Origin of the sequence: Dysgonomonas sp. Shenzhen-Wh21, from assembly GCF_043392705.1 — a bacterium.
In the GTDB taxonomy this organism is placed as follows: domain Bacteria; phylum Bacteroidota; class Bacteroidia; order Bacteroidales; family Dysgonomonadaceae; genus Dysgonomonas.
On sequence record NZ_JAIXHZ010000105.1, the window covers coordinates 27,357 to 51,132 of the forward strand.

Here is a 23,776-nt window from a genome sequence, read left to right on the forward strand (position 1 = left end):
TCCTTGTGCTCGTACTGGTTTATATCTGTATACGTTAAGTTTGTATAGTTGAAAGCCTATTTTTTAGCTCTTGGTAACCATTCTTTTGGGCTTCACTATCTCTGTATTCGTATATGGATAGTATATATACTTTTGGGTATAATGAAAAAGATTAAATCTAGATTTTGACGATTGAAGACTTGCTCAAAAGTGATGATAGGATATAAAACAATAAAATGCTTATTTTTGTGTTTTATATATGATTAATCAGCTGTTGGTTTATACGTGTCACAAAATAATCTAGTACGTACACTATACATAGGATTTGGTGTATTGTTTATCCTCCTTATCACATCGTCATGTTCTAACAAGAAGAACACCGCCTTGACACGTTTTTACCATTCGGTGAATACACGCTATAATATACACTACAATGCTGATATTGCGTACAAAGAAGCCCTCGAAGCAAAAGAGAAGGGGAGGGAAGACAATCTTTCGCAATTGGTCTATATTTTCCCTAAAAGTACAGACTCCCTTACTACGTCATCCGGAAATTTTACAACCACGATAGACAAAACAACCAAAGCAATCAAGCTGCATTCGATAACTGCAAAACCTAAGCGTGATCCCGATAGGCGCAACGATGCCGAATATCAGGCGTGGATTCGTCAAAAAGAATATACTCCATTTATGGATCAGGTATGGCTGTTGCTGGCGAAAGCTGAATTTCAGGATGGAGACTATTTGCAAGCTGTCAGTACCTTCCTGTATATAACTAAGATATACAGTACCAATCCCGAGATTGTAGCTGAATGTCAGTTGTGGATAGCCCGTGCATATACCGAAATGGGATGGATGTATGAAGCCGGAGATATCTTACATAAAATAGAGATAGCGGGAGGAGCCCCCGAAAAGCATAAAGGTTTTTATGCATTGGTGAAAGCCAATTATCTGGTTTATAATAATGAGTATGATGCTGCCATATCTCAATTGGAGATAGCCATAAAGAGCGAAAAGAACAAGCATCAAAAGACCCGCATGAAATATCTTTTGGGGCAGCTTTATGCTCAGCAGGGAGACAAAGCCAAAGCAGATAAGGCGTTCGCGTCTGTTAAGGGTATGAGTACACCTTATAAGTATACATTCAATGCACAACTCAGACAAATAGAGCTGGATGACTCTCCGGCAAAGACAAAGGCATTATCCATATTGTCGGGTATGTCTAAGAAGACGCGAAACAAAGAATATCTCGATCAGATATATACTACTTTGGGAGATATATATCTTGAGAAAACAGATACCTTGAAGGCTCTTGAAAACTATAAAAAAGGAGTAAAAGAGAGTGTTCGTAACGGATACGATAAGGCAATGGCCCAGATAAAACTCGGAGACCTATATTTTCTTAAGCGCAAATTTGTCTTGGCTCAACCTTGTTACTCAGAAGCTTTGCCTCAATTGAATAAATCTCATCACGATTATCCGAAGGTAGCTTTAAGGTCGAGTGTGCTAGATGAGCTGGTTGTACATGTTAAAGTAGTAGAAGAACAAGATAGTTTGCAATATATAGCTCAACTTCCCGAAGAGGAACGTTTTCGCATTATCAATGAAAAAATAGAAGATCTTAAAAAAGAAGAAGCAAAAAGACAAAAAGAAGAGGATACCCAAAGGCGGATCGAAGAACGGCAGGAGCGTATATCGTCGTGGGATGATATAAATGAACAACTGTTTGACCAATCTAACAAGACGCCAGTAGCCCCCCCTGTTATTACACAGCAAGGTGCAGCTACATTCTATTTCTATAACGAACAAGCAGTAAATCAGGGTAAGATAGCATTTCAACAACAATGGGGAAATCGTAAGCTGGAAGATGATTGGCGCAGACGTAATAAGCGATCTACAGGAATCTTTGATGAGGTAGATACAGCGCAAGAAACCGATTCTCTGAATACAGAAACACATCGGATAAAGGAGCTTCAAGCTCAGAATGAAGAACTCAACAAACCAAAGAATGCCGTTGATGATGAATATTCTGTTGAGTATTATCTGCAACAATTACCTCTTACTCCTGAGGCAATAAAAGAATCGAATGTTCTTATCGAGGATGCCTTATATAAGATGGGGCTGATATATAAAGATAAGCTGGGAGATATGGATTTGGCTATCGATGCCTTTAATACAAATATACACCGCTTCCCCAATACTCCTAATCTGGAAGAAATTTACTATCAACTGTTCCTTATTTATATGCGTTTGGGAGATAATAATATGATGGCTACATACCGATCTAGACTGATGAATGAGTTTGCATCGGGTAAGTACGCAGGTCCTGTTTCTCAACCCGACTATGAATGGAATTTCCGTCATATGGCTAGCTTGCAGGATTCGCTCTACAACGAAGCTTATAAAGCATACCAACAGGCAGATGTGGAAACTGTAAGGCGCAACTATGCGGCAATGAATACCAAATATCCGTTCACTGACCTGATGCCTAATTTTACTTTACTGAATGCATTGACTTATGCTCAGGTACGTGATGCAGGCAACTTGGAAGCGAGCTTAACGGGTTTAGTGAAGAAGTATCCGAAGTCTGATATTACTCCTTTAGCGAGTGATATTCTCGAACGCCTGAAAAGTGGAAAAATATTACTGTCGGATGGCTCTCCTGTCACCGGATTCGACTGGAGCAAGGCTTATCAGGGTGCAGATTCTTTATTGGCTTCTAAAGGGAAGATATTACAATATTCCGATACATTGGATGTCCCTTATGTGTTGATGCTCATGTTTAAACCAAAGACGATAGACCGAAACGAATTACTCTATCAGGTGGCCGACTATAACTTTACCAATTATGTTATTCAGACATTCGACCTGAGCTTCGATACAGATCCGCCGTATGAGGTATTGCAGATGAAAGGGTTTAATTCTTTTGCTGCTATAAGGTCATATCTCTCAAAAGCATATAGTAAAGAAGGGCTCATACAGCATCTCGATACGGCAATTCTTGTAGTGCCGATATCAACAGATAATTATATCAATGTGCTTCCTCGGCTTGGCTTAGAGCAATACATGGCATACTTTAGAGAGCATTATTCAGAACAATTCCCTCAGTTGATAGCTTCATGGAGAGGTGAGGAATATATGGAATCTACCCAGCCTGTAGAAATAGCAGAAGCTGTTGAGGCTAAAGAGGAGAGTAAAGCTAAAGAGCTTGAAGAACTAGCAAAAGAACCAGTTATTATACCCCAAAGACCTGTCGTGCCTGAAAAGCCTGCACAAAAACAACCTGAAACGAAAGTAAATGATAAACAGATAACAGGGGATGACTTGTTGTCGAAAGATCAATTACAAAAAGCCGAAGAAATAAATAACGTTATAGATGATATATCTAATGTTGTCAGCAATCCTGTTGATGGTATTAAGAGTTTGTTTGACCGATACAAGAATCGGGAAAAACTGACAAAAGAGGAAAAACAAGCACTTAAGGAAGAAGAGATGTTGCGTAAAGAACAAGAAAAACAACAAAAAGCAATAGAAAAAATCCGCTTAGATTCTATCAACAACGTAGAGAAAGCCCGAACAGACTCGATAGCGAATGTAGAAAAAGCACTCGAAGATTCCATTAAGTCTGCGAATAAGCAAGCTGAGGAACAAAAACGACTGGAAGAGAAGCAAAAAGAAGATGCAGCCAAAGCTGCAGTGAAGGCTCGTGAAGATGCCCGTAAACAGAAAGAGGCAGACCGTAAGCAAAAGGAACGTGAACAAAAAGAACGCCTGCGCCAGCGCGAAAAAGAACGGAAGGAAAAAGAGAAGGTTAAAGAACAGGAACGCAAACAAAAAGAGCGCGAAGCGGAAGAAAGAAGAAAGCAGCGTTTGAAAGAAAAAAGGTGAAAAATGACCTTTTGGCATCAAAAACTAAAAAAGGTGTGCTCTGATAGTTGAAATAACAAAAAAAAATCATTAATTTGCCTTATGAATTACTAGAGGCTATGCCTTTCATCCTAAAAACTAACTATATGAACGAGAACCTAAATCCTGAATTGCCAGAAAATAATCTACCAGAGGAAGTTACAAACCAATCTGTTGAAGAGGAAGCGAAAGAGCAATCGGAAACATCTACAGAGACTTCGGTGGCAAAGCAAGTATCTTTGACCAAAGATGAAATAATTGAAAAATTAAAAAACTTGACCGCACAAACTGAAATTCCTTCAAGAGCTGAAGTAGAGTCGCTTAAGCAAGCTTTTTATAAGTTGCGTTCTGCTGCTATAGAAGAGCAAAAGGCCGAATTTATTGAAGCCGGAAACGATGCCGAAGCATTTGTTCCTGCACCTGATCCGAGTGAAGATGTGCTGAAAACTTTCTTGAGTGAATTGAAAGAAAAGCGTGCAAGCCAGGCAGCAGCCGAAGAAAATCTTAAAGAAGAAAATTATAATAAAAAACTTCAGATAATAGAGTCAATTAAGAACTTGACTGAAAGTTCTGATGACTTCAATAAGCTTTATAAAGAGTTTAAAGACTTGCAGCAGGGATGGAATGATATAACCTTGGTTCCTCAGTCGAAAGAGAAAGATTTGTGGAAATCTTACCAAATATATACAGAGAAGTTTTATGATCTGATAAAGATCAACAATGAATTTCGTGATTATGACTTCAAGAAGAATCTTGAACTTAAGAATGCGATTTGCGAGTCGGTAGAAAAACTGATAGATGATACTGATTCGGTTTCAGCCTTTCATCAGTTGCAGAATTTCCATCAGCAATGGCGCGAGATAGGTCCTGTTGCCAGAGAACTAAGAGAAGAAATCTGGACTCGATTTAAGAATGCTTCTACAGCTATAAATAAAAAATATCAGACTCATTTCGAGTCACTGAAAGGTAGAGAAGAAGAAAATCTGGTTGAAAAGACTGCAATTTGTGATGCCTTGAAAAACATAGATTATTCTACTTTGACTTCTTTCAAAGAATGGGATGAAAAGAGCAAGGAAGTGATAGAGCTTCAAGCTAAATGGAAGACAATCGGTTTTGTTCCTAAAAAAGTAAATAATCAGATATTTGAAGAGTTCCGTTCGTTGTGCGATGCATTTTTCGAAAAGAAGAGTGAATTCTTTAAGGGTGTGAGAGGCGAAATGGACGAAAATCTGGACAAGAAACGTGCATTGACAGAACAAGCAAAAGCCCTAAAAGACAGTACAGACTGGAAATCCACAACAGATAAGTTGATTGCTATACAGAAAGAGTGGAAGACTATAGGGCCTGTGCCTCGCAAATATTCGGATGCTATATGGAAAGAATTTGTAACGGCTTGCGATTATTTCTTCGAACAAAAGAAGAAGAATGAGTCTTCTCAGAAGAGCGAAGAATTGGATAATCTGGCTGCTAAAAAAGAAATAATAGAGAAGATCAAAAATGTTGATCAGTCTTTGGATCCATCCGAGCTTATCGCTAAGGTGCGTGAGTTAGCTGACGAATGGCATAAAATCGGTTTTGTTCCATTCAAAGAAAAGGATAAAATTTATAAAGAATTCCATCAGGCTGTTGATGCTCATTATGATCGTCTGAAAGTGGATAAGACAGAACGTCGTTTCGAATCTTTCAAATCGAATATAAAAGACATATCAAAACAGGATAACCCTAAGAGAGCTTTGTACAGAGAGCGTGATCATTTGATGCATCAGTACAATAAAGTAAAATCAGATCTTCAGACTTATGAAAACAACATGAACTTCCTGTCTATTTCGTCTAAAGGGGCAAGCGGACTGTTGAAGGATGTAAATAATAAGATTGAAAAGCTGAAAGAAGAAATGGAATTGCTTGTTAAGAAAATAGAGGCTCTTGATGAGAACCTGAACGAATTGGAAAAGTAGAATTTATTGAAAATACATAGAGAAGAAAGGTTGTCTGATATGGACAACCTTTTTTTGTTTTTATACAGTGTCTGTCATTTATTTTTTATATAATACTTTCTGTTTTTAATCCAGTGGATAGCGATGCGAACAGACTCGCTGGAGTCCGAGAATGTAAGATTATGTCCCAATTTTGAAAATAGGCAGTACTCGTAAGGTTTGCCTTCAACCTTGAGTGTATTTAGACGTTCTATTGATAATCTTGCAGGGATTTGTATATCCTTCTCCCCGAAAAGCCAAAGCCCCGGAGTTGAAAGTCTGCTTAGAGTTTCGTAAGAGTCTGTGTCGATAAACTTGTAAGATTCTATTTTATACTGCTCATCAAAGCGACTATTGTGATGCAAACTTTCACGAGCCTCAGCTTCGGTATGGAAATTCCAAAAATCAGGGTTACCATTTGTGAAAAACTGAAATCGTAGTTGCTCAAGTGTTGAAATTATAGGGCCACTAAACAGCACCATCAAATCGACAGATGAATTATTGCTTGCAGCAATAGGAATGATCCATCCTGCCTGACTAAAGCCAACTAAACCAATTGGTATGTTCTTGTTTCGCTCAAGAAGTGTATTTATGGCAGCATTTGCATCTTTAGCTAATAGTGTAAGATTGCAGGAGTCAACATTATTCGTGCCCACCTCCGGACCCATATAAGTTCCACCCGATTCACCTACTCCTCGCTTATCGTAGGTTAATACTGAAATTCCATTTTGTGCTAAAAGGGATGCAAATTCATTCATTCTATGCTCCTGCCCCGAACCATGTACTAAAACTACCGCAGCATCTGAATGTTGAGGTGTGTAGATCGTGCCGGCTAGAGTTATTCCCTCGCTCTCAAATCTGATGTTCTCAGTGGTAACTTCCTGCGATTGAGCTTTTATGTGATTTAATGAGGTTAAAAGTGATAGCAGAATGAAAACTCTTCGATTAAGAAATAGTATATAGCTTAATCCTTCAATGTTTTTAAAGTAATTTATTATAGTATTTTTATTAATCATATCTTCTGTGTTTTTTAGTTATATTTTTATTCTTTATAATGATAGGACACAGCATATATAAAAAAGGTTACACTCCCATTATTAAAAAACCTAGCTGCGATTTGATGTGAGAAAATATACTGAGTGTAATATAAAACCTTTACGGTTGCATGTCATTGGCTCTACCGATCGTTGTTTCTGGCTGTAACGAAGGGTCTCGACTTATCATCAAGAGATGCTTCACTATGTGTTGACTCCGTCGATTCTTCGAGTTAAGGATGACAAGAAACACGACAGTAATCTCTTTTTATCGCTTATATCCCTAAAGCAATCTTTCCTTTGTGATTTTTATATATAAAAATTGTCTAATATAGAAGCAGTCACCTTTAAGAGTAACTTCATCTGAGGGAAAAAGTGACAATAAATAATATGCTGATACCTGTTACTTTTGTTACTTTTTGTGTTGAGAAAATTACTTTGGTTGCTGAATATGAGATCGTAATACGAACTTGAAGAAAAAAAATAAAAAGCTGTAAAACTGCTTTTTAATGATAAAAATAATATATTTTTGAAGAAAGAATATTAACTCAAAAAATATCAGGTATGGGACTTTTTGATAAGCTAAGAAATGAATTAATAGATATTATCGAATTTTTAGATAATACGCAAGATACTATTGTATATCGTTTTGAGAGGTACAACAACGAAATAAAAAACAATGCGAAACTGATTGTTCGCGAAGGACAGATAGCCGTATTTGTAAATGAGGGCGAAATCGCTGATACTTTTACTCCCGGCACTTATACGCTTAACACTCAAAACCTGCCGATACTCACCACGCTGAAAGGATGGAAGTATGGATTTAATAGTCCGTTCAAGGCAGAAGTCTATTTTGTGAGTACAAAGAATTTTATAGACCAGAAATGGGGAACCAAAAATGCCATAATATTAAATGATAACCGTTTTGGAATGGTTGAAATAAGGGCATTTGGGATGTACTCATTCAAGATCACCGATGCCCCTGTGTTTATTAGGGAGATCGTTGGAACCAATCAGACCTTTACTACCGATAATATCAAAGAACAACTAAAGAGTATTATTGTTACCCGCTTTTCGGATGCAGCAGCAGAGTCAAATTTGCCGATAGAATCGTATGCCGCTAATCTGAATGAACTTTCGGATGTTATATTCGGATATATGAAGGATGATTTTGGTGCATACGGTATGGATGTAACCAAATTTCTGATAGAGAATATTTCTATGCCTGATGAGGTGAAGAAAGAGATATTCGAACTTAGCCGCCTTGATAAAATAGATTTAGATAAACTGACCAAAATGAAGGCTGCAAAGGCTATGGAAGCGGCTGCCGAAAACCCTTCGGGTACGGCCGGTATGGGAGTCGGGCTTGGTGCAGGTATGGCAATGGCCAATCAGATGGTACAGTCGATGGCTAATCAGACACATCAAGCTAACCAGAGCGCTTCGGGACAAGCTGTGCCACCACCACTTCCGGGTGCAGCATCTTACTACGTAGCTGTGAACGGACAGCAAGCAGGTCCTTTTGATAAGGCTGCATTAGTAGAGCTGTCAAAGAGCAATACACTGACCCGTGATACTTTGGTTTGGAAAAGCGGATTGGCAGATTGGGTTCCGGCAGGAAATCAGCCGGACTTGCAAGACCTTTGGACAATGACACCTCCTCCTCTGCCAAAACAAGATTAGGATATGGCAGATAACGTTCAAATTACATTGAATGGTAGCGACACATATCAATGTCCGCAATGTGGTGCTGCTCTTAAATACAAACCGGGAACAGATTTTCTTCACTGCGATTATTGTGGGATGGATACTCCCATCAATAGTAAAAAGGTTGATGACGTACAGGAACTTGATTTTGATACGTATGCAGAGCAGGCTGAGACTCTAAGCACTAAAGCGACAAAAGTAATCAGTTGCCGTACTTGCGGTGCAGAATCTACCTTCGACGAAAGCATGAAGTCTGTGGAGTGTCCTTATTGTGCAACACCGCTTATTGAGTCCGATGCCTACGAGGAACGCCTTGTTCAGCCATCGTACTTGTTGCCATTCAAGATTTCTGATAATGAGATCGGGAGCTATATGTCTGTTTGGATATCCAGACGATGGTTTGCTCCAAATAAATTAAAGTCGAGGGCTTTGTACGATCGTAGGCAACAGGGTGTTTATATTCCTTGTTGGACTTACGATGCTCAGACCGAGACGGATTATACTGGCGAACGAGGAGATGATTATACCACCACGGTAGGAGTCGGTAAAAATCGTCGTACCGAGACACGCACACGTTGGAGTGATGTTAGCGGACATATATCTTTGTTCTTCGACGATGTTATGATTCCTGCATCCAAGATTATCACAACACAAGTGATGACTGAGATCAGCAATTGGGATATGATGAACATGGTAGAGGCTGATAATCGCTTTCTTAGTGGCTTTATTACAGAGAAGTATAATATAAATATGCAAACCGGATATGCTGCTGCCAAAAGTAAGATGGAGTCGGATATTGACTATGCTATTTGTCAAGATATCGGAGGTGATAGGCAACGTGTACATTCTAAAAGGATGTCCTTTAGCGATGTGAAGTTCAAGTTGATATTGTTACCTGTGTATATGTCGTCTTATGCATATAATAACAAGCTATATCATTTCTTTGTGAATGCACGTACGGGACGTGTAACAGGCGATAGACCATATAGTGTTGCTAAAATAGCTTTGGCTATTACAGCGGGTCTTATATTATTGGCTCTGTTTATTTGGTTCGTGAATAATTATGGATGATAAACGTGTCAGTTGTAGGACAGTATAGCTATAACCTGAATTGTATATCTAGTTGTTGATAAAGTACCTGACAACTTCTCTAAAGAAAAAGAAAGACAGGATAATTGCAACAACTAGTTTCATTATGATTCCGGCTAAGAAGCCAATAAAGGCGCCAAAGCCCGCCTTCAGTGCGACACTAAACTCTTTATTATCCAATATTTCTCCTATTACTGCGCAGACAAAAGGGAGGATAATAAAACCCCAGGGAGGAAAGATGAAAAGACCTAGCACCATTCCTATAGCACTTCCCCATACACCATACGTCCCTCCGCCCAGTTTCTTCGTGCCCCAAATAGGAATGTAATAATCTAATAGTTGAACGATTATGATAATTATACCCCAAGCAACAAGAAATTCTGTGGAGAAATTGGTTTTGGAGGTAAATTGTAGCAAAACAATTGCGATGTAATTTAGCGGAACTCCCGGTAAAGCGGGTAAAATACACCCGATAATCCCGATGATGACAAGGACTGTTCCGATTGTAATAAGAATAAAGTCAAGAGCCATATTGTTTTGTTATGAGATTTGGTAATTTTGTTTAAATGGTTGATTCTAAAAGCATATCATTCAGAGTATTGTTGTATTTATTCATTATTAATATGAACGAAAAGAGACCATATTTATGATCTCTCTCTTTTTTAATACTCTATTCGACTCCTTTTTTACTGTACCAAGACTTCGATTGAGTCTTGTGGGCTTTGTACTAATAATTTAGGATTGTACAATCTTCAATGGTTTTCCTCATTTTCTTACCGTCACATTCTCCTGTTATATTTTAGTATTTAAACATAGAACAGGCAAAAAAGTTTTTAAAAGGTCATTTTTTATTCAGAAATATGATGATGCATCAGATGAGAAAACATCGTTTATGGTCATTTTTTTAAGTTTATACTTTTATCTTTTTACGTTAAGGTAGCAAATGAAAAGTAATAAAAAAAGCCTCGCATCATTTTATGCAAGGCTTCCACTTTTCCGACTATTGGAGAGTTTTATTTTTTTGACCAGTTGCTAGATTTATTGTCCCATTTGTATAGGGTAGGAGCTGTTGGCTGATTGTTTTTATCGTAGCTATATTCATATTTTTGAACACCGATCCATCCTTTTGCTCCATCCCATTCGTAAGTCGCTTTTTCTTGCATACGTCCGGTAGCATCATAGTTATAAACCGTCTTGGTTAAAGGGGCGTTGGTGTTTTTGTCACATAACAAGAATTCCTTTACGCAACCTGTTTCAGTTGTTTCTATATTGCTGAACATCACTGTTTCCGGATCATTAGCATATATGCTCAATGATAAAAGTAGAACTGCGAATAATAATAATTTTTTTAGGTTCATGGCTTTATTTATTTAGTTATACAAAGATACTTTTGTTTCTTTATATATAAGACGTATTTAGTGACAAAAAGTTACAAATATATAGTTAAATATGGTTAAATGTGATATTATCTATTCGTGTTGTCTGTTTTTTTCTTTGTTTGTGCTTTCAAAATGAAAGTCGTGGTACCTCTAAATAATATGCATGCGAATGAAATAACTTTTAAGGTAGAAAAGAGTAATAAAAAGTCATCAAAAAATATCAAAAATTTAAAATAAGTAAAAATATAAGAAGAGGTTAGTAAAAATCCTCCTTGATGAGAATTAATCTCTTTCATATATCAAAAAAAATGACGAAATTTGCGTGCCTTAAAAATGAGAATATTAAACTATATATAATCAATAAAAACAAATGAAAAAAAGTGCGTTACAAATTGCAAGAGCTGCTTATAACCCTAAAATGCCAAAAGCATTGTATGGCTCTGTAAAAGTTGAGGAAGGAGCAGCTACTCAATCCGTAGCAGATCAGGAAGAGGTGAAAAAGTTATTCCCTAATACATATGGGATGCCGACTATCAAGTTTGTAGAAACTTCAGAAAAGGTAAGCTTACCTGCTATCAATGTAGGAGTTATACTTTCTGGAGGACAAGCTCCTGGTGGTCATAACGTTATCGCCGGTCTTTTTGATGGTATAAAAAATATGAATGTCAGCAGTCGTCTTTTCGGATTCCTAATGGGCCCGGGCGGTTTAGTTGATCACGATTATAAAGAACTTACAGCCGACATTATCGATGAATATCGTAATACAGGAGGTTTTGATATTATCGGTTCTGGTCGTACAAAGCTCGAAAGCAAAGAGCAATTTGACAAAGGTCTTGAAATATTGAAAAAACTAGATATAAAGGCTCTTGTTATTATCGGTGGTGACGACTCGAATACAAATGCTTGTGTGCTTGCTGAATACTATAAAGAAATCAATGCAGGTGTTCAGGTAATCGGTTGTCCGAAAACTATTGACGGTGACTTGAAAAACGAAATGATAGAAACTTCATTCGGTTTCGACACAGCATGTAAAGTATATGCTGAAGTTATCGGTAATATACAACGCGACTGTAACTCTGCTCGCAAATACTGGCACTTTATCAAACTAATGGGACGTTCTGCTTCTCATATCGCATTGGAATGTGCTCTTCAGGTACAACCAAACGTATGTATTATCTCAGAAGAGGTAGAAGCTCAAAAATTGTCTTTGGATGATATCGTTACAGATATAGCAAATGTTGTAGCTAAACGTGCAGAAAATGGTAATAACTTCGGAACAGTATTGATTCCTGAAGGCCTTATCGAATTTATTCCTGCAATGAAAGGTCTTATTTCAGAATTGAATGACTTCTTGGCACATCACCAACGTGAATTCAATGCTGTACCTAAAGATGACCAGCTTGCATATATCCAAAAGAACCTGTCTGCCGAAAATGCGAAAATATTCGCAAGCTTGCCTTCGGGTGTAGCTCGTCAGTTGACTTTAGATCGTGACCCTCACGGAAACGTACAGGTTTCTCTTATCGAAACAGAAAAGCTACTAGCTGAAATGGTAGGTAATAAGCTGGCTGAAATGAAAGCTGCCGGTAAATATAAAGGTAAGTTTGCTGCTCAGGAGCACTTCTTCGGTTACGAAGGACGTTGTGCAACTCCGTCAAACTACGATTCAGATTATTGTTATTCGTTAGGATACACTGCTGCTGCTCTTATCGCTGCAGGTAAGACCGGTTATATGTCTTCTGTGCGCAACACAACAGCGCCTGCTAGCGAATGGATTGCCGGAGGTGTGCCTGTAACAATGATGATGAACATGGAGCGTCGTCATGGCGAAATGAAACCTGTAATCCAGAAAGCTTTAGTGAAACTTGATGGAGCACCATTCCAATATTTTGCTGCACATCGTGAAGAGTGGGCTGTTGGAACAGAGTTTGTATATCCGGGACCAATCCAGTTCTTCGGACCATCAGAAGTTTGCGACCAACCTACAGTTACATTAAGACTGGAACAAGGAAGATAAAATATTCAAAATATTTTAGCAAGAGGCTGTAATTTCATTGCAGCCTCTTTTTTGTTGGCTATGAAATGATTAGGGATGTTGTTGTGTCAATAATCCAGTGAGACTAGTCTTCTTTTATAAGAAATTCAACAAAAACATATCGAAAAGCTTTGTTTATTAATAAAAAACTTCTACTTTTGCACTGCTTTTGAAGCAAATGGTATTGTCTCATGGTGTAATGGTAACACAACTGATTTTGGTTCAGTCGTTCAAGGTTCGAATCCTTGTGAGACAACTACAAAAATAAGAAAAGAGCTGCATATTTTGATATGCAGCTCTTTTCTTATTTTTACCCTTACTGTTTCTTTTGCGTTGTCACTACTATTTTGAGTTCAGTATAAAGTATTCAAGACTTTTCTTGATATCATCTATTTGAGAATCCCCAAAACTTTCGTATTCCGTAGAAATAAGCCCGTTGAAGTTTTGTCTTTTCAGTTCATTGATTACTTCTTTTACTTGCAATACTCCTGTTCCCCATGTTGTATCCTCCATTGCTTCGTTCAGGTCTTTCATGTGTACAACCTTTATTCGGCCATCAAGCTTCTTAAGAGCCTCTATAGGATCATTTCCTGTCCTTTTCCAGTGTCCGATATCGGCGCATACGCCCATTATCTTATTTCGTCCTTCGAGGGCTTTTACAAGTACATCCGGATTTGCATAGACAGAAGGCTCGGGGTGGTTATGTATGGCTACTTCGATATTGTATTTGAGTGCAAGTTGTTCAACAAAGTCAAGTTGTTCCAATTTTGGTTCACATGTCACGGTATGTACTCCCATGTCTTTCGAGAAACTGAAGAACCGTTCCCATTCTTCATTCGTATCATACGATGCTACTCCGAAGGCATATAAGGTAATATCCCGGTCTTTAAATTCCTTTTTCAGCTGTGCTTTTGCTTCTTCCGACAAATCAAAGTTCAGATAGGCCGTATCAGGAAAATTCTTTCCTAAAGCCTGAGAGAAGAATGCTTCGGCATAGTGGATACCCAGATCTTTTGTTTTGTCAAGTGTCTCCATCAGCGTGAATTTGTGGAATGTATATGTCTGAATACCCATTTTCCATTCGGGTTGTTTTGCCCTTTCTTTACATCCGATAAAACATAATGAGAAGAGTAATAATAAAAGCTTTAAATTTTTCATGTTGTTCCGTATTAAAAATAAGTAGTTATAATTTGGGCGTTTCTCGATTCGTACGTATAATATTCCTGTACGAAAGAATATAAAAGTATACCAAAGATATGAATATTATCGAATTAAATCATCCTTGGTATACTCTTGATATCTAAGTTTAAGGCATCGCAGGCAAAGCCCATCCATCTCTATATGTATGCTTTATGTATTCAGCAGCGGTGGCTTGCGCATTTGATGTTATATATTCTCTTTCAAAGTGTGGATGCCCGTCTTCTACACGGAAGCTATCTTTTGATACAATTTTTAATTCTTCGTTTGCACCTATATTTGTAAACTTCATTTTCTCTCCATCCCATTTCAAAATTTTATTCAGGCTTTGTAAGCGTATGGCAAGAACACCAAGTAAGACCATTTCGTTGAATGGCCCGGCATATCCGAAGTTGCTCGATGTTTCAACCCTACTGTCTGCAGATTCTTTACAAGCCCTGATCCAATCCTGCTCATGATATCCGTCAGAATATCCTGTAGCACCCGGAACACGTCGAAGGGTTTGAGGAACATTCGGTGTACGTCCCGATAGCAAGCGAGGATTAAAACCACCACAATCAGTTAGCAGCGTATCTTTCGAGCCTACGAATAAACAGCCGCCAAGCCCATCTCTCATAAGATCGGTTCCATCGGGGAGCAGATCGGGACGATGAGGGAAAAGCCCGCCATCATACCAATACACCTTTACTTCGGGCATTGCTACTTTAGGCATATTGTCTCGTGATGGGAATGTAAATTCTACCTGTTCGCTCTGAGGCGGAGATTCGGTATTGATAAGGGAAGAGCTGCCTTGTATCTTGGTCGGATAACCGAGTTTTAGCGCTTGGTAGATAGGGTCGAGCACATGACAAGCCATATCGCCAAAAGCTCCCGTGCCGAAATCCCACCAGCCACGCCAATTCCAAGGAGTATACACGGGGTTGTAAGGGCGGAAAGGAGCAGGCCCTATAAAGTTGTCCCAGTCCAAAGTTGAAGGTACTTTTACTATTTCTTTCGGACGCTGTAAGCCTTGCGGCCATATCGGTCTGTCTGTCCAGGCATGCACTTCACGGACTTCGCCGATTTCTCCATTCCATATCCATTCGCAGATCTGACGTACTCCATCGCCTGAATTTCCCTGATTTCCCATTTGAGTAGCTACCTTATATTTGGCAGCCAAGCGAGTTAGCAGACGGCTTTCGTATATTGAGTGAGTTAATGGCTTCTGGCAGTAAACGTGTTTGTTCATCGTTAATGCCGTTGCTGCTATGATGGCATGTGTATGGTCGGGGGTAGATATCATTACACCATCAATCTCTTTACCTATTTCATCAAACATCTTCCGCCAGTCTTTGTAACGCTTTGCTTTCGGAAAGTCATTGAAGCAGTTTTTAGAATAAGCCCAGTCTACATCGCAAAGACCTATTATATTTTCAGTATTCATTCCTACAAGGTTAGGATGTCCTTTTCCACCTACGCCTACACCCACTATATTTAGTTTGTCACTAGGGGCTTTATGTCCCAATCCGCTGATAACATTTGATGGGAAAATGTATAAACCTGCAGCGGCTATGGCTGATTTTTTAATAAAATTTCTACGAGAAGTCATATAATAGTTGTTTAAAGGTTTTTGATCATAATATTACTATTCTCGCCTTTTTAAAAAGATGATGGGCATATCACCTGTAAGATATCGGACTGCCAACAAGCAACCCGCCCAACTTACTTAAGTACAAAAGTGCTTAAAACTGCTCTATGATCTGAAGGATAATTTTTAAATCGGATATCACTCAGAGGGCTTTCTTCTCCTACAATCTGAGAATTTTTCAACTCTATTTTTTCACCCGAGAAAAGGACAAAATCGATACGGTCGAGAACTTCTTTATATGCAGTAGTTTCAGGCAGTGTAGTCCAGGTGTGTCCCGGCTTTCTCACTTCATCGGGATAGAATGTTCGATACGAATCTTTCATGTCGCCCTTTTCTGAAAATGCCTTTGTAGAAGGCCACTCTACTGCTGTTTTGCATAGTCCTGCATCAGCCGCTTTTGTTGTCCAGTCGAGATAAGAGGGCTCGTTGAAATCGCCTGTGAGAAATATCGGGTAACCCTCTTTCCGAACTTCTATTATATCGGCAATATTTGAGTCTACAGTATTTCCTCTCGATTTGATAGCGGAGGCTATAGCTTCTTCTGCAGAGTGGAGTATAGGGCCGCCACAATACTCTATGCCATTCAGTTGGTAAGGCTCGTAAGGGCAATACATCAGATGAACATTGAACATCCAAACAAAATGGTCTTTATTGATCTTTATTTTTACTCCGTGATTGTTTGCCGAGGTATCTACAATCGGATATTTTGTAATGATGGTTCGCCCTTCGAAAACGTACGAATGCCACCCCAGGCTATCAGCCAAATGAACCGCTGTATTTTTCCCTTTGTGTGTTGATTCCTGAATACCAATTATATCGGCTTGACTTTCAACAAAAACTTTGCCTGTTGCACCAATGGAAGAGCCTCCTCCGTGCCAGATGTTAAAACTCATGACCTTCAGTTCTATAGGCGCAACAGATTGTGCCTTACTGTGTGAGCATATAATGAAAATGAAGAGTATAATTAATAGTGCTTTGTCAATAAATTTCATTTGGAATTGGGCTTAGGTTAATAAATTATTGAATGATTTTAAGTAAACCAAATCAGGATGATTATTCAAAGGTATATAAAATTGCTTTCTTTCGGTATACTTTTAATTTATTTGTCATACTGAATGTTAATCGCGGATCTCGATAAAAGATTTTCCTCTATGTCCAAAGGGAAAAAAATACAAAAAAGAAAAGTTTGGAACTCTTCATAAAATAAATTGACTTTTGCGCGTATGCTCTGTTAGTTTATTATATTTGTGCTGTTTTAGATCTAAACTATTAGAAATAACTATATAATGGAAGCAAAAGCTAGCAGTCGCCTTTTATCTCTCGATGTTTTGAGAGGTATTACCATCGCCGGAATGATACTTGTAAACAACCCCGGATCATGGGGGCATATATATGCACCGTTAAGACATGCCGAGTGGAATGGGCTTACTCCCACAGACCTTATCTTTCCGTTCTTTATGTTCATTATGGGGATTTCTACCTTTATCTCGTTACGCAAATTCAATTTTGAATTTTCTGTGCCCACGCTAAGAAAAATACTGAAACGTACATTCGTTATATTTCTTATCGGTTTAGGTCTATCCTGGTTGGGTGTTTCATTTGGTACATACCATGGCTTAGCTGCCGATAATCTGGGATTTTGGGAACGGCTGGGCAGATCCGTCACCAATTTTGAACATCTGCGTATTCTCGGTGTGATGCAACGCTTGGCGCTTACGTATGGAATAACATCTCTGATCGCTATCTTTATAAAACATAAGTATATACCGTATATAATTGTAGTCGGGCTGATTGGTTATTTCTTGCTTTTACTTTTCGGAAATGGCTTTGCTACGGAAGGATACAATATCCTAGCAGTGACAGATCAAAGTATTTTGGGTCTAAATCATATTTATACAGAGTTCGGTCTCGATCCTGAAGGTATTTTAAGCACAATCCCTGCTGTGTGCCATGTATTGATTGGTTTTTATTGTGGGAAAATACTGATGGAAACAAAAGATAACCAACAAAGGATGCTTCATTTGTTTATTATAGGTGCAATACTTACCTTTTCTGGCTTTCTGTTGAGTTACGGCTGTCCTATAAATAAGAAGATCTGGTCTCCGACATTTGTTCTGACTACATGTGGATTAGGTGCTACCTTCTTATCGCTGCTTATATGGATCATCGATGTGAAGGGGTATAAGAAGTGGTCGGTCTTTTTCGAATCATTTGGGGTGAATCCTTTGTTTATATATGTCCTAGCGGGCATTATGGCGACTCTTGCAGACGGAATACATTTCAGCAGCAATGAGGCAACGACTAATCCGAAATCTTATTTATATAACGATCTGTTGCAACCAGTATTTGGCGATTATTTTGGATCCTTGCTTTTTGCACTAATTTTTGTTTTTGTCGCATGGCTGGTAGGTAATGTTTTGTATAAGAAACATATATATATAAAGATATAATAACCTGTTTAAGTTTTAGCTAAACACTTTATTATGGTTGTCTTTTATATGCTCTTTCCTTAGTTTAGATCACATAGCCCGCTATTATCACTTCGTGAAAGGAAAAACATATCGAAAGCTACTCCAAAAATCTGAATGAATAAAATTTAAATAGTTACTTAGTCTGTTTCCTCTAAAAAGAAGATTTCTTCTATTGGTTTCCCAAATACCTTTGCAATCTTCAGAGCTAGTACTGTTGACGGAACATATTTATTAGCCTCAATAGCATTAATTGTTTGACGACTAACAGAAATTATCTTAGCCAGCTCTTCCTGAGTCAAATTATTAATTGCCCGTTCTATTTTTATATTATTCTTCACGACTCTTCTTTTTTGAAGATTTATATAACAAAAAATTAAATCGTATTATGAAAATTATAAGAGTTGTAAACATGTTATAAATCAATACATTCAAAAAGTTCAGACCATAAACAGTAAAAACAGCAATAAACAATAACAAATAGTTAATGAAAACAGCCCAGAGGAGTGAACTTAGCCTAAGGTTTGCTATATATTCATCTTCTACTTTCTCCTTAGAAAATGCAAGTATTACTCCCCCGATGATTAATAATGAACAAGTAAGAGTAAAAGTTATATTTACTTCGCCTTTATTGAAACCAGACCTTCCCAATAGCCAACTTAAATCAACTATTAAGTAATTATCCAGATAATTATTAAAGACAAATCCAACTAAAATACCCATCAGCAGAATACATAGACCAATTATCTTACATTTGTGCGGAAATAAAAATCTTGTTTTCATAATAATATTAAATTATAGAATTATCAATACTCAAATGTAAAGAATGCTTTACTAAAAGACAAGTTTATTTTACTTTTAATTGTGAAATTTTAAATATGTAATTACCGACTGTCTTTTAATCTACATCTATTCTGTAAACATTTGTTTCACGGAGATTGAATCCTAATTTCTGGTACAGCTTGTTGGCTGCTATGCGGCTTGGGCTCGAAGTGAGATTGATACTTGCTACATTCAGCTTTTTAGCAAATTCGATAACGTGCAATAGCATCTTTTCGCCAATAGATTGCCCTCTGGCATCTTGGTCTACAATAACATCTTCTATCCAGGCTCTTGTTCCCGATGGTATCTTTACGATTACTAAGGTGATTGTTCCCACTATCTGAGGATTGGAAGCGATAAAAATATATTTGTTTTTATCATTAACGATATGGCTTAAGTCCTCCATCTGAGGAGCTTTTAAATGCGGAGCAAGTTGTGGCATCAGTCGGGAGAAGGCTGATACTGTATCCGGTGTTACTTCTTTTATTTGTTTTATTTCTACCATCTCTATTTAAGCATTAAATTCTAAAAAAGGAATTCTTGTCGCATTCGCTCTCATCTATTTTTTTTACCACAGAGTAAAAAGAGTAACACAGAGTTTTTTTACAATACAACATTAATTTTTACTAATTACTTGAGTTGTATTGCAAATATAGCATCTTTATTTTTTAATGCTAAAATTGTCTATTATAAAGGGTCTTTGACATATTATGATTCGTACATTAGAGCGTATGATGATACATTAAAAGGTAACAGGAGAAAACATCCTGAAAAGTGTTACTTTTGTTACTTTTTTTCCTATAACTTATATATAGTTAGGTGTTTGTGTTTTTAAAGATATGTCACTTTTATATATTTGGAGAACCGAAATTTCGATATTTAATACTAGCGCAACAGATTAACAAAGAAAATCCTTATTTTGTAGCCTGAATAAGCAATTCTGAACTTTTGTTGAAATATAGAAAGAAATAAAATGAGCTATTGTGATTATATAAAAGGGCTTGCTCACCGAGAAAAAGATCAGCATAGGACGTATCATGACAACCATTATGGTTTTCCTATTGAGGATGACAATGAGCTTTTCGAGCGTTTGGTGCTTGAAATCAATCAAGCAGGGCTAAGTTGGGAAACAATATTAAATAAGCAATCCGGCTTCAGGAATGCTTATAATAACTTTGATATCAGTACCGTGGCAAGCTATGGTGATGAAGAGCGAACCCGATTGCTCAATGATGCAGGTATAATAAGAAACCGACTGAAAATAGATGCGGCTATACACAATGCGAATGTGATTCTACTGTTGCAAAAAGAGTTCGGCTCTTTCAAAGGTTGGTTAGATTTGCATCACCCCAAAACAAAAGAAGAGTGGGTGAAGCTTTTCAAGAAGACATTTAAATTTACAGGAGGAGAAATTGTAAATGAATTTCTGATGAGTACGGGTTATTTACCGGGAGCTCATGATGAAGACTGTCCGATATTTTGTGAGATAAGAAAGCATAATCCCAAGTGGATGGAAAAGTAGACTGGTTATTCGGCTACTACTTCTTCAATGTTATTTTTATAACATCCTTATTCCCATACGCCGAAGCAGCATCCTTATTTTTAAGTACTTCCACTGATTCTATGTTGTTTGGATCGAGTGAGTCCATATCTTTTTTCGAAGATTCTTTTCCATCTATTAGTATTAATAGTTGATCCGGCAAATTATTTGATTTTTCGCTTTTCTTTGTTGATGGCAAAATCAATATAGTACCCTTTTTGTTTTCCAAATTATTGTTTGTTACAACAAGAGAGTCGGATATATGAGTGTTGTGCTTTTTCTTTGTGCTTATTAATATAGCACCTCCTCTGGCATCATTACCAAAGTGGTCTGTTGCTGTTTTGTCTTTTAATACAGATATGCTTTCTATCTCATCAGGGCTAAGATCTTTTATACCATCTTGCGACTTTATCCCATCTATAATATATAGAGGTTCTAGCTCTTCGGCATTGGTAAAGGTGACTTTTTCTTTCAATTCTACTTTTATACTGTCCTTAGCTCTTAATACAAGGATCTCAGGCTTGTCAGGGTTTCCCTCTTTCTTTATCGGTATCATTGCATTTTCTATCGGTTGTACGATGTAATTGGGCACAGCCGAAAGCCATATAAATACTCCGAATACAGGAACAATAGTAAGGGCAGAGATTCGTTTCCAAGGCGAGCTTTTTTCTTTACGTAGCATATTTAGCCGGTTGATCGGTTTGTGATCGTTGAATGAGCTGGTAAAAGAAAATACCTGCCCCTGAAATCGTTGGTTGATAAGTACTGCCTGATATATTGCCGGAGAAATACCCGATTCTATGACTGCTTTATCGGCCAGAAACTCGTGGTTTTCCTTTAGTAGATGTACATAGAACCAAGATAAAGGATTGAACCATTGTATAAGCAATATACACTCGCTGCACAGGAGGTCTAACCAATGTCTCTGATTGATATGCATGATTTCATGCTGTAGAATTAGCTCTTTTTCTGTATTGGAAAGGCTCTGAGTATTTAACAATACATAGTTTAATATAGAGAATGGCGATTTGATCTGTTTACTTTCTATTATATTAATATTGTCTTTTTTCACATGTGTACCATTTTTTACAAGCAAGCGAAGCTTTCTGTATGCCATAACATTCCGACCCGATATAGTGAAGATACCCATCAGATATACGATAAAGAGGATTGTCCATATATCCGGCGATTGTGATTGAACGGTATAGGTTGTTTCTGATATTGTTCTTTCAACTGTCATTACTGCAGGAACGAATACATCGTAAGTATAACGGACAGCCGGTATTATGAATGACATTATAAGGCCCGATACTAAGAATATTCTATTGAATCTATAGAAGGTAGTAGGGCGGAGGAAGATAATATATACGATGAGGAATATGCTTAGGCATATACCCGATTTGACAATATATAAAAGAAAAGCTTCCATCGTTATTCAGTGTTAGTATCTTTTTCTTCGAGAGTTTCACGTGTTTCTTTCAGGAGGTTATCCATCTCTTCTATACTGAGGTTGGTTTCTTTAGCAAAGAATGAAACCATGGAGGAAAAAGAACCGTTGAAATAGTTCTTAACGAAGCCAAACAATTGCTTTTTAGAATAATCTTCTTTTGTTACAAGTGCTTTATAGATATTTGAGCGACCTTCGCTACGGTGTTCTACAAAGTTTTTATTTTCGAGAATGCTGAGTATTGTAGCGATGGTAGTACGTGCAGGTTTGTTTTCGTCAAACTTTTTTAATATATCCTGAACAGTACCTTCTTCCATTGTCCAAAGGATCTGCATTATTTGTTCTTCGGCTTTCGTTAGTTGCATGATATAAAAAATTATATAGGCTATAAATATACGTCTATTTATTTAGACTATTTGATGTTTGTGATTAAAAAAACATAAAATAAAAAAGGAGCTACCAATCAGTAACCCCCTTTTCATATTATATAAAAGTCTTTTTATTCAGCTTTTCCTGCACTACCTAACACAGCTTCAATTTTGTGTTTGTATAGTTTTTTCATATTGTCGCGAGCTGGTCCAAGATATTTACGTGGGTCAAACTCAGCAGGTTTAGTAGCAAATACTTCACGAACAGCAGCAGTCAAAGCTAGACGGCTGTCAGAGTCGATATTGATTTTGCAAACAGCTGATTTTGCAGCTCTACGAAGTTGTTCTTCTGGGATACCGATTGCATCTTTAAGTGCACCACCATATTTGTTGATAGTTGCTACTTCTTCTTGAGGAACTGAAGACGCTCCGTGAAGAACGATAGGGAATCCAGGAAGTTCTTTTTCGATAGCTTCAAGTATATCGAAACGCAATGGAGGTGGAACTAAATGACCGTTCTCATCTCTTGTACATTGTTCAGGAGTAAATTTGTTTGCTCCGTGAGAAGTACCGATAGAGATAGCCAAAGAGTCGCAACCTGTTCTTGTAGCAAAGTCTACTACTTCTTCAGGTCTTGTATAAGTATGGTGTTCTGCAACAACTTCGTCTTCTACACCTGCTAATACTCCAAGTTCGCCTTCAACTGTTACACCAAACTGATGTGCGTATTCTACAACTTTCTTGGTTAGAGCAATGTTTTCTTCGTATGGAAGGTGAGAACCGTCGATCATTACAGAAGAGAATCCTGAATCGATACAGTCTTTACATGTATCGAAAGTATCACCGTGGTCTAAGTGAAGCACGATTTGTGGTTTTTCCCAACCTAGACTTTTAGCATATTCTACAGCACCCTGTAGCATATAACGTAATAAAATAGGGTTAGCATATTGACGAGCACCTTTTGATGCTTGAACAATTACCGGAGATTTTGTTTCAGCAGCAGCCTGAACGATAGCCTGCAATTGTTCCATGTTGTTTACATTGAAAGCAGGGATAGCATATCCTCCTTTTACAGCTTTTGCAAACATCTCTTTAGTGTTTACTAATCCTAGGTCTTTATAACTTACCATTGTTGTTAAATTTATTATTATATAATGTATATTTATTGAAATTCATGCCTTTTTGCTATCCAAGGTGTACAAATC

The 23,776-nt window shown here is 37.6% G+C and carries 18 protein-coding genes and 1 tRNA gene; 8 read left to right on the forward strand and 11 right to left on the reverse strand.

All coding sequences use genetic code 11. The features are described 5' to 3' along the window. Positions 1-264: 264 nt before the first annotated feature. Entirely contained in the window at positions 265-3,867 is a 3,603-nt protein-coding gene (locus LDB17_RS06720) for a tetratricopeptide repeat protein (protein WP_252636754.1), read from the forward strand. Positions 3,868-3,992: 125 nt separating this feature from the next. Next, positions 3,993-5,840 (forward strand): DUF349 domain-containing protein, encoded by a 1,848-nt coding sequence (locus LDB17_RS06725; RefSeq protein WP_252636753.1) that lies wholly within the window; start codon positions 3,993-3,995, stop codon positions 5,838-5,840. A gap of 74 nt (positions 5,841-5,914) precedes the next feature. On the opposite strand, the gene LDB17_RS06730 is transcribed toward LDB17_RS06725, so the two are convergent. Beyond that, positions 5,915-6,874, reverse strand: a complete 960-nt coding sequence (locus tag LDB17_RS06730; RefSeq protein ID WP_252636751.1) for a S9 family peptidase — start codon at positions 6,872-6,874, stop codon at positions 5,915-5,917. A gap of 582 nt (positions 6,875-7,456) precedes the next feature. On the opposite strand from LDB17_RS06730, the gene LDB17_RS06735 reads away from it, so the two are divergent. Both LDB17_RS06735 and LDB17_RS06740 read left to right on the forward strand, forming a co-directional pair. Beyond that, positions 7,457-8,575, forward strand: coding sequence for an SPFH domain-containing protein (locus LDB17_RS06735; RefSeq protein WP_252636749.1), 1,119 nt, complete (start codon positions 7,457-7,459; stop codon positions 8,573-8,575). Between the two features lie 3 nt (positions 8,576-8,578). After that, positions 8,579-9,670, forward strand: a complete 1,092-nt coding sequence (locus tag LDB17_RS06740; RefSeq protein ID WP_252636748.1) for a hypothetical protein — start codon at positions 8,579-8,581, stop codon at positions 9,668-9,670. A 48-nt stretch (positions 9,671-9,718) separates the two neighbouring features. On the opposite strand, the gene LDB17_RS06745 is transcribed toward LDB17_RS06740, so the two are convergent. Both LDB17_RS06745 and LDB17_RS06750 read right to left on the reverse strand, forming a co-directional pair. After that, positions 9,719-10,219, reverse strand: coding sequence for a DUF456 domain-containing protein (locus LDB17_RS06745; RefSeq protein ID WP_252636746.1), 501 nt, complete (start codon positions 10,217-10,219; stop codon positions 9,719-9,721). A 482-nt stretch (positions 10,220-10,701) separates the two neighbouring features. Continuing rightward, on the reverse strand, positions 10,702-11,046 hold the full coding sequence (locus LDB17_RS06750) for a DUF3836 domain-containing protein (RefSeq protein ID WP_252636744.1): 345 nt from the start codon (positions 11,044-11,046) through the stop codon (positions 10,702-10,704). 391 nt (positions 11,047-11,437) lie between these two features. On the opposite strand from LDB17_RS06750, the gene LDB17_RS06755 reads away from it, so the two are divergent. Both LDB17_RS06755 and LDB17_RS06760 read left to right on the forward strand, forming a co-directional pair. Next, positions 11,438-13,084, forward strand: a complete 1,647-nt coding sequence (locus LDB17_RS06755) for a diphosphate--fructose-6-phosphate 1-phosphotransferase (RefSeq protein WP_252636743.1) — start codon at positions 11,438-11,440, stop codon at positions 13,082-13,084. A 203-nt stretch (positions 13,085-13,287) separates the two neighbouring features. Continuing rightward, positions 13,288-13,358, forward strand: a tRNA-Gln gene (locus LDB17_RS06760). Between the two features lie 86 nt (positions 13,359-13,444). On the opposite strand, the gene LDB17_RS06765 is transcribed toward LDB17_RS06760, so the two are convergent. The 3 genes from LDB17_RS06765 to LDB17_RS06775 all read right to left on the reverse strand — a co-directional run bounded on the left by LDB17_RS06765 (position 13,445) and on the right by LDB17_RS06775 (position 16,819). Then, positions 13,445-14,260 (reverse strand): sugar phosphate isomerase/epimerase, encoded by an 816-nt coding sequence (locus LDB17_RS06765; RefSeq protein WP_252636742.1) that lies wholly within the window; start codon positions 14,258-14,260, stop codon positions 13,445-13,447. Positions 14,261-14,408: 148 nt separating this feature from the next. Then, entirely contained in the window at positions 14,409-15,887 is a 1,479-nt protein-coding gene (locus LDB17_RS06770) for a Gfo/Idh/MocA family protein (protein ID WP_252636741.1), read from the reverse strand. 113 nt (positions 15,888-16,000) lie between these two features. Continuing rightward, positions 16,001-16,819 carry an endonuclease/exonuclease/phosphatase family protein gene (locus tag LDB17_RS06775; protein WP_252636740.1) on the reverse strand — a complete coding sequence of 273 codons (819 nt, stop codon included), beginning with the start codon at positions 16,817-16,819 and terminating at the stop codon, positions 16,001-16,003. A gap of 393 nt (positions 16,820-17,212) precedes the next feature. Here LDB17_RS06775 and LDB17_RS06780 point away from each other — a divergent pair, with 393 nt between their 5' ends. Beyond that, positions 17,213-18,376, forward strand: a complete 1,164-nt coding sequence (locus tag LDB17_RS06780; RefSeq protein WP_393924952.1) for an acyltransferase family protein — start codon at positions 17,213-17,215, stop codon at positions 18,374-18,376. A gap of 158 nt (positions 18,377-18,534) precedes the next feature. Here the strand turns inward: LDB17_RS06780 and LDB17_RS06785 are convergent, their stop codons facing one another. Both LDB17_RS06785 and LDB17_RS06790 read right to left on the reverse strand, forming a co-directional pair. Continuing rightward, on the reverse strand, positions 18,535-18,735 hold the full coding sequence (locus LDB17_RS06785; protein WP_252636738.1) for a helix-turn-helix transcriptional regulator: 201 nt from the start codon (positions 18,733-18,735) through the stop codon (positions 18,535-18,537). Between the two features lie 557 nt (positions 18,736-19,292). Then, on the reverse strand, positions 19,293-19,721 hold the full coding sequence (locus LDB17_RS06790) for a GNAT family N-acetyltransferase (RefSeq protein WP_252636737.1): 429 nt from the start codon (positions 19,719-19,721) through the stop codon (positions 19,293-19,295). 468 nt (positions 19,722-20,189) lie between these two features. On the opposite strand from LDB17_RS06790, the gene LDB17_RS06795 reads away from it, so the two are divergent. Next, complete coding sequence (locus LDB17_RS06795) at positions 20,190-20,738, forward strand: DNA-3-methyladenine glycosylase I (protein ID WP_252636736.1); 549 nt, start codon at positions 20,190-20,192, stop codon at positions 20,736-20,738. A 16-nt stretch (positions 20,739-20,754) separates the two neighbouring features. Here the strand turns inward: LDB17_RS06795 and LDB17_RS06800 are convergent, their stop codons facing one another. From LDB17_RS06800 to LDB17_RS06810, 3 genes are all read right to left on the reverse strand, one after another. Beyond that, the gene (locus tag LDB17_RS06800) at positions 20,755-22,053 is read right to left on the reverse strand and encodes a M56 family metallopeptidase (RefSeq protein ID WP_252636735.1); all 1,299 of its coding nucleotides are present in this window, start codon (positions 22,051-22,053) and stop codon (positions 20,755-20,757) included. A 134-nt stretch (positions 22,054-22,187) separates the two neighbouring features. After that, positions 22,188-22,568: a BlaI/MecI/CopY family transcriptional regulator gene (locus LDB17_RS06805; RefSeq protein ID WP_252636734.1), complete on the reverse strand. Its 381-nt coding sequence runs from the start codon at positions 22,566-22,568 to the stop codon at positions 22,188-22,190. Positions 22,569-22,702: 134 nt separating this feature from the next. Further along, entirely contained in the window at positions 22,703-23,701 is a 999-nt protein-coding gene (locus LDB17_RS06810) for a class II fructose-bisphosphate aldolase (protein ID WP_252636733.1), read from the reverse strand. Between the last annotated feature and the right edge of the window lie 75 nt (positions 23,702-23,776).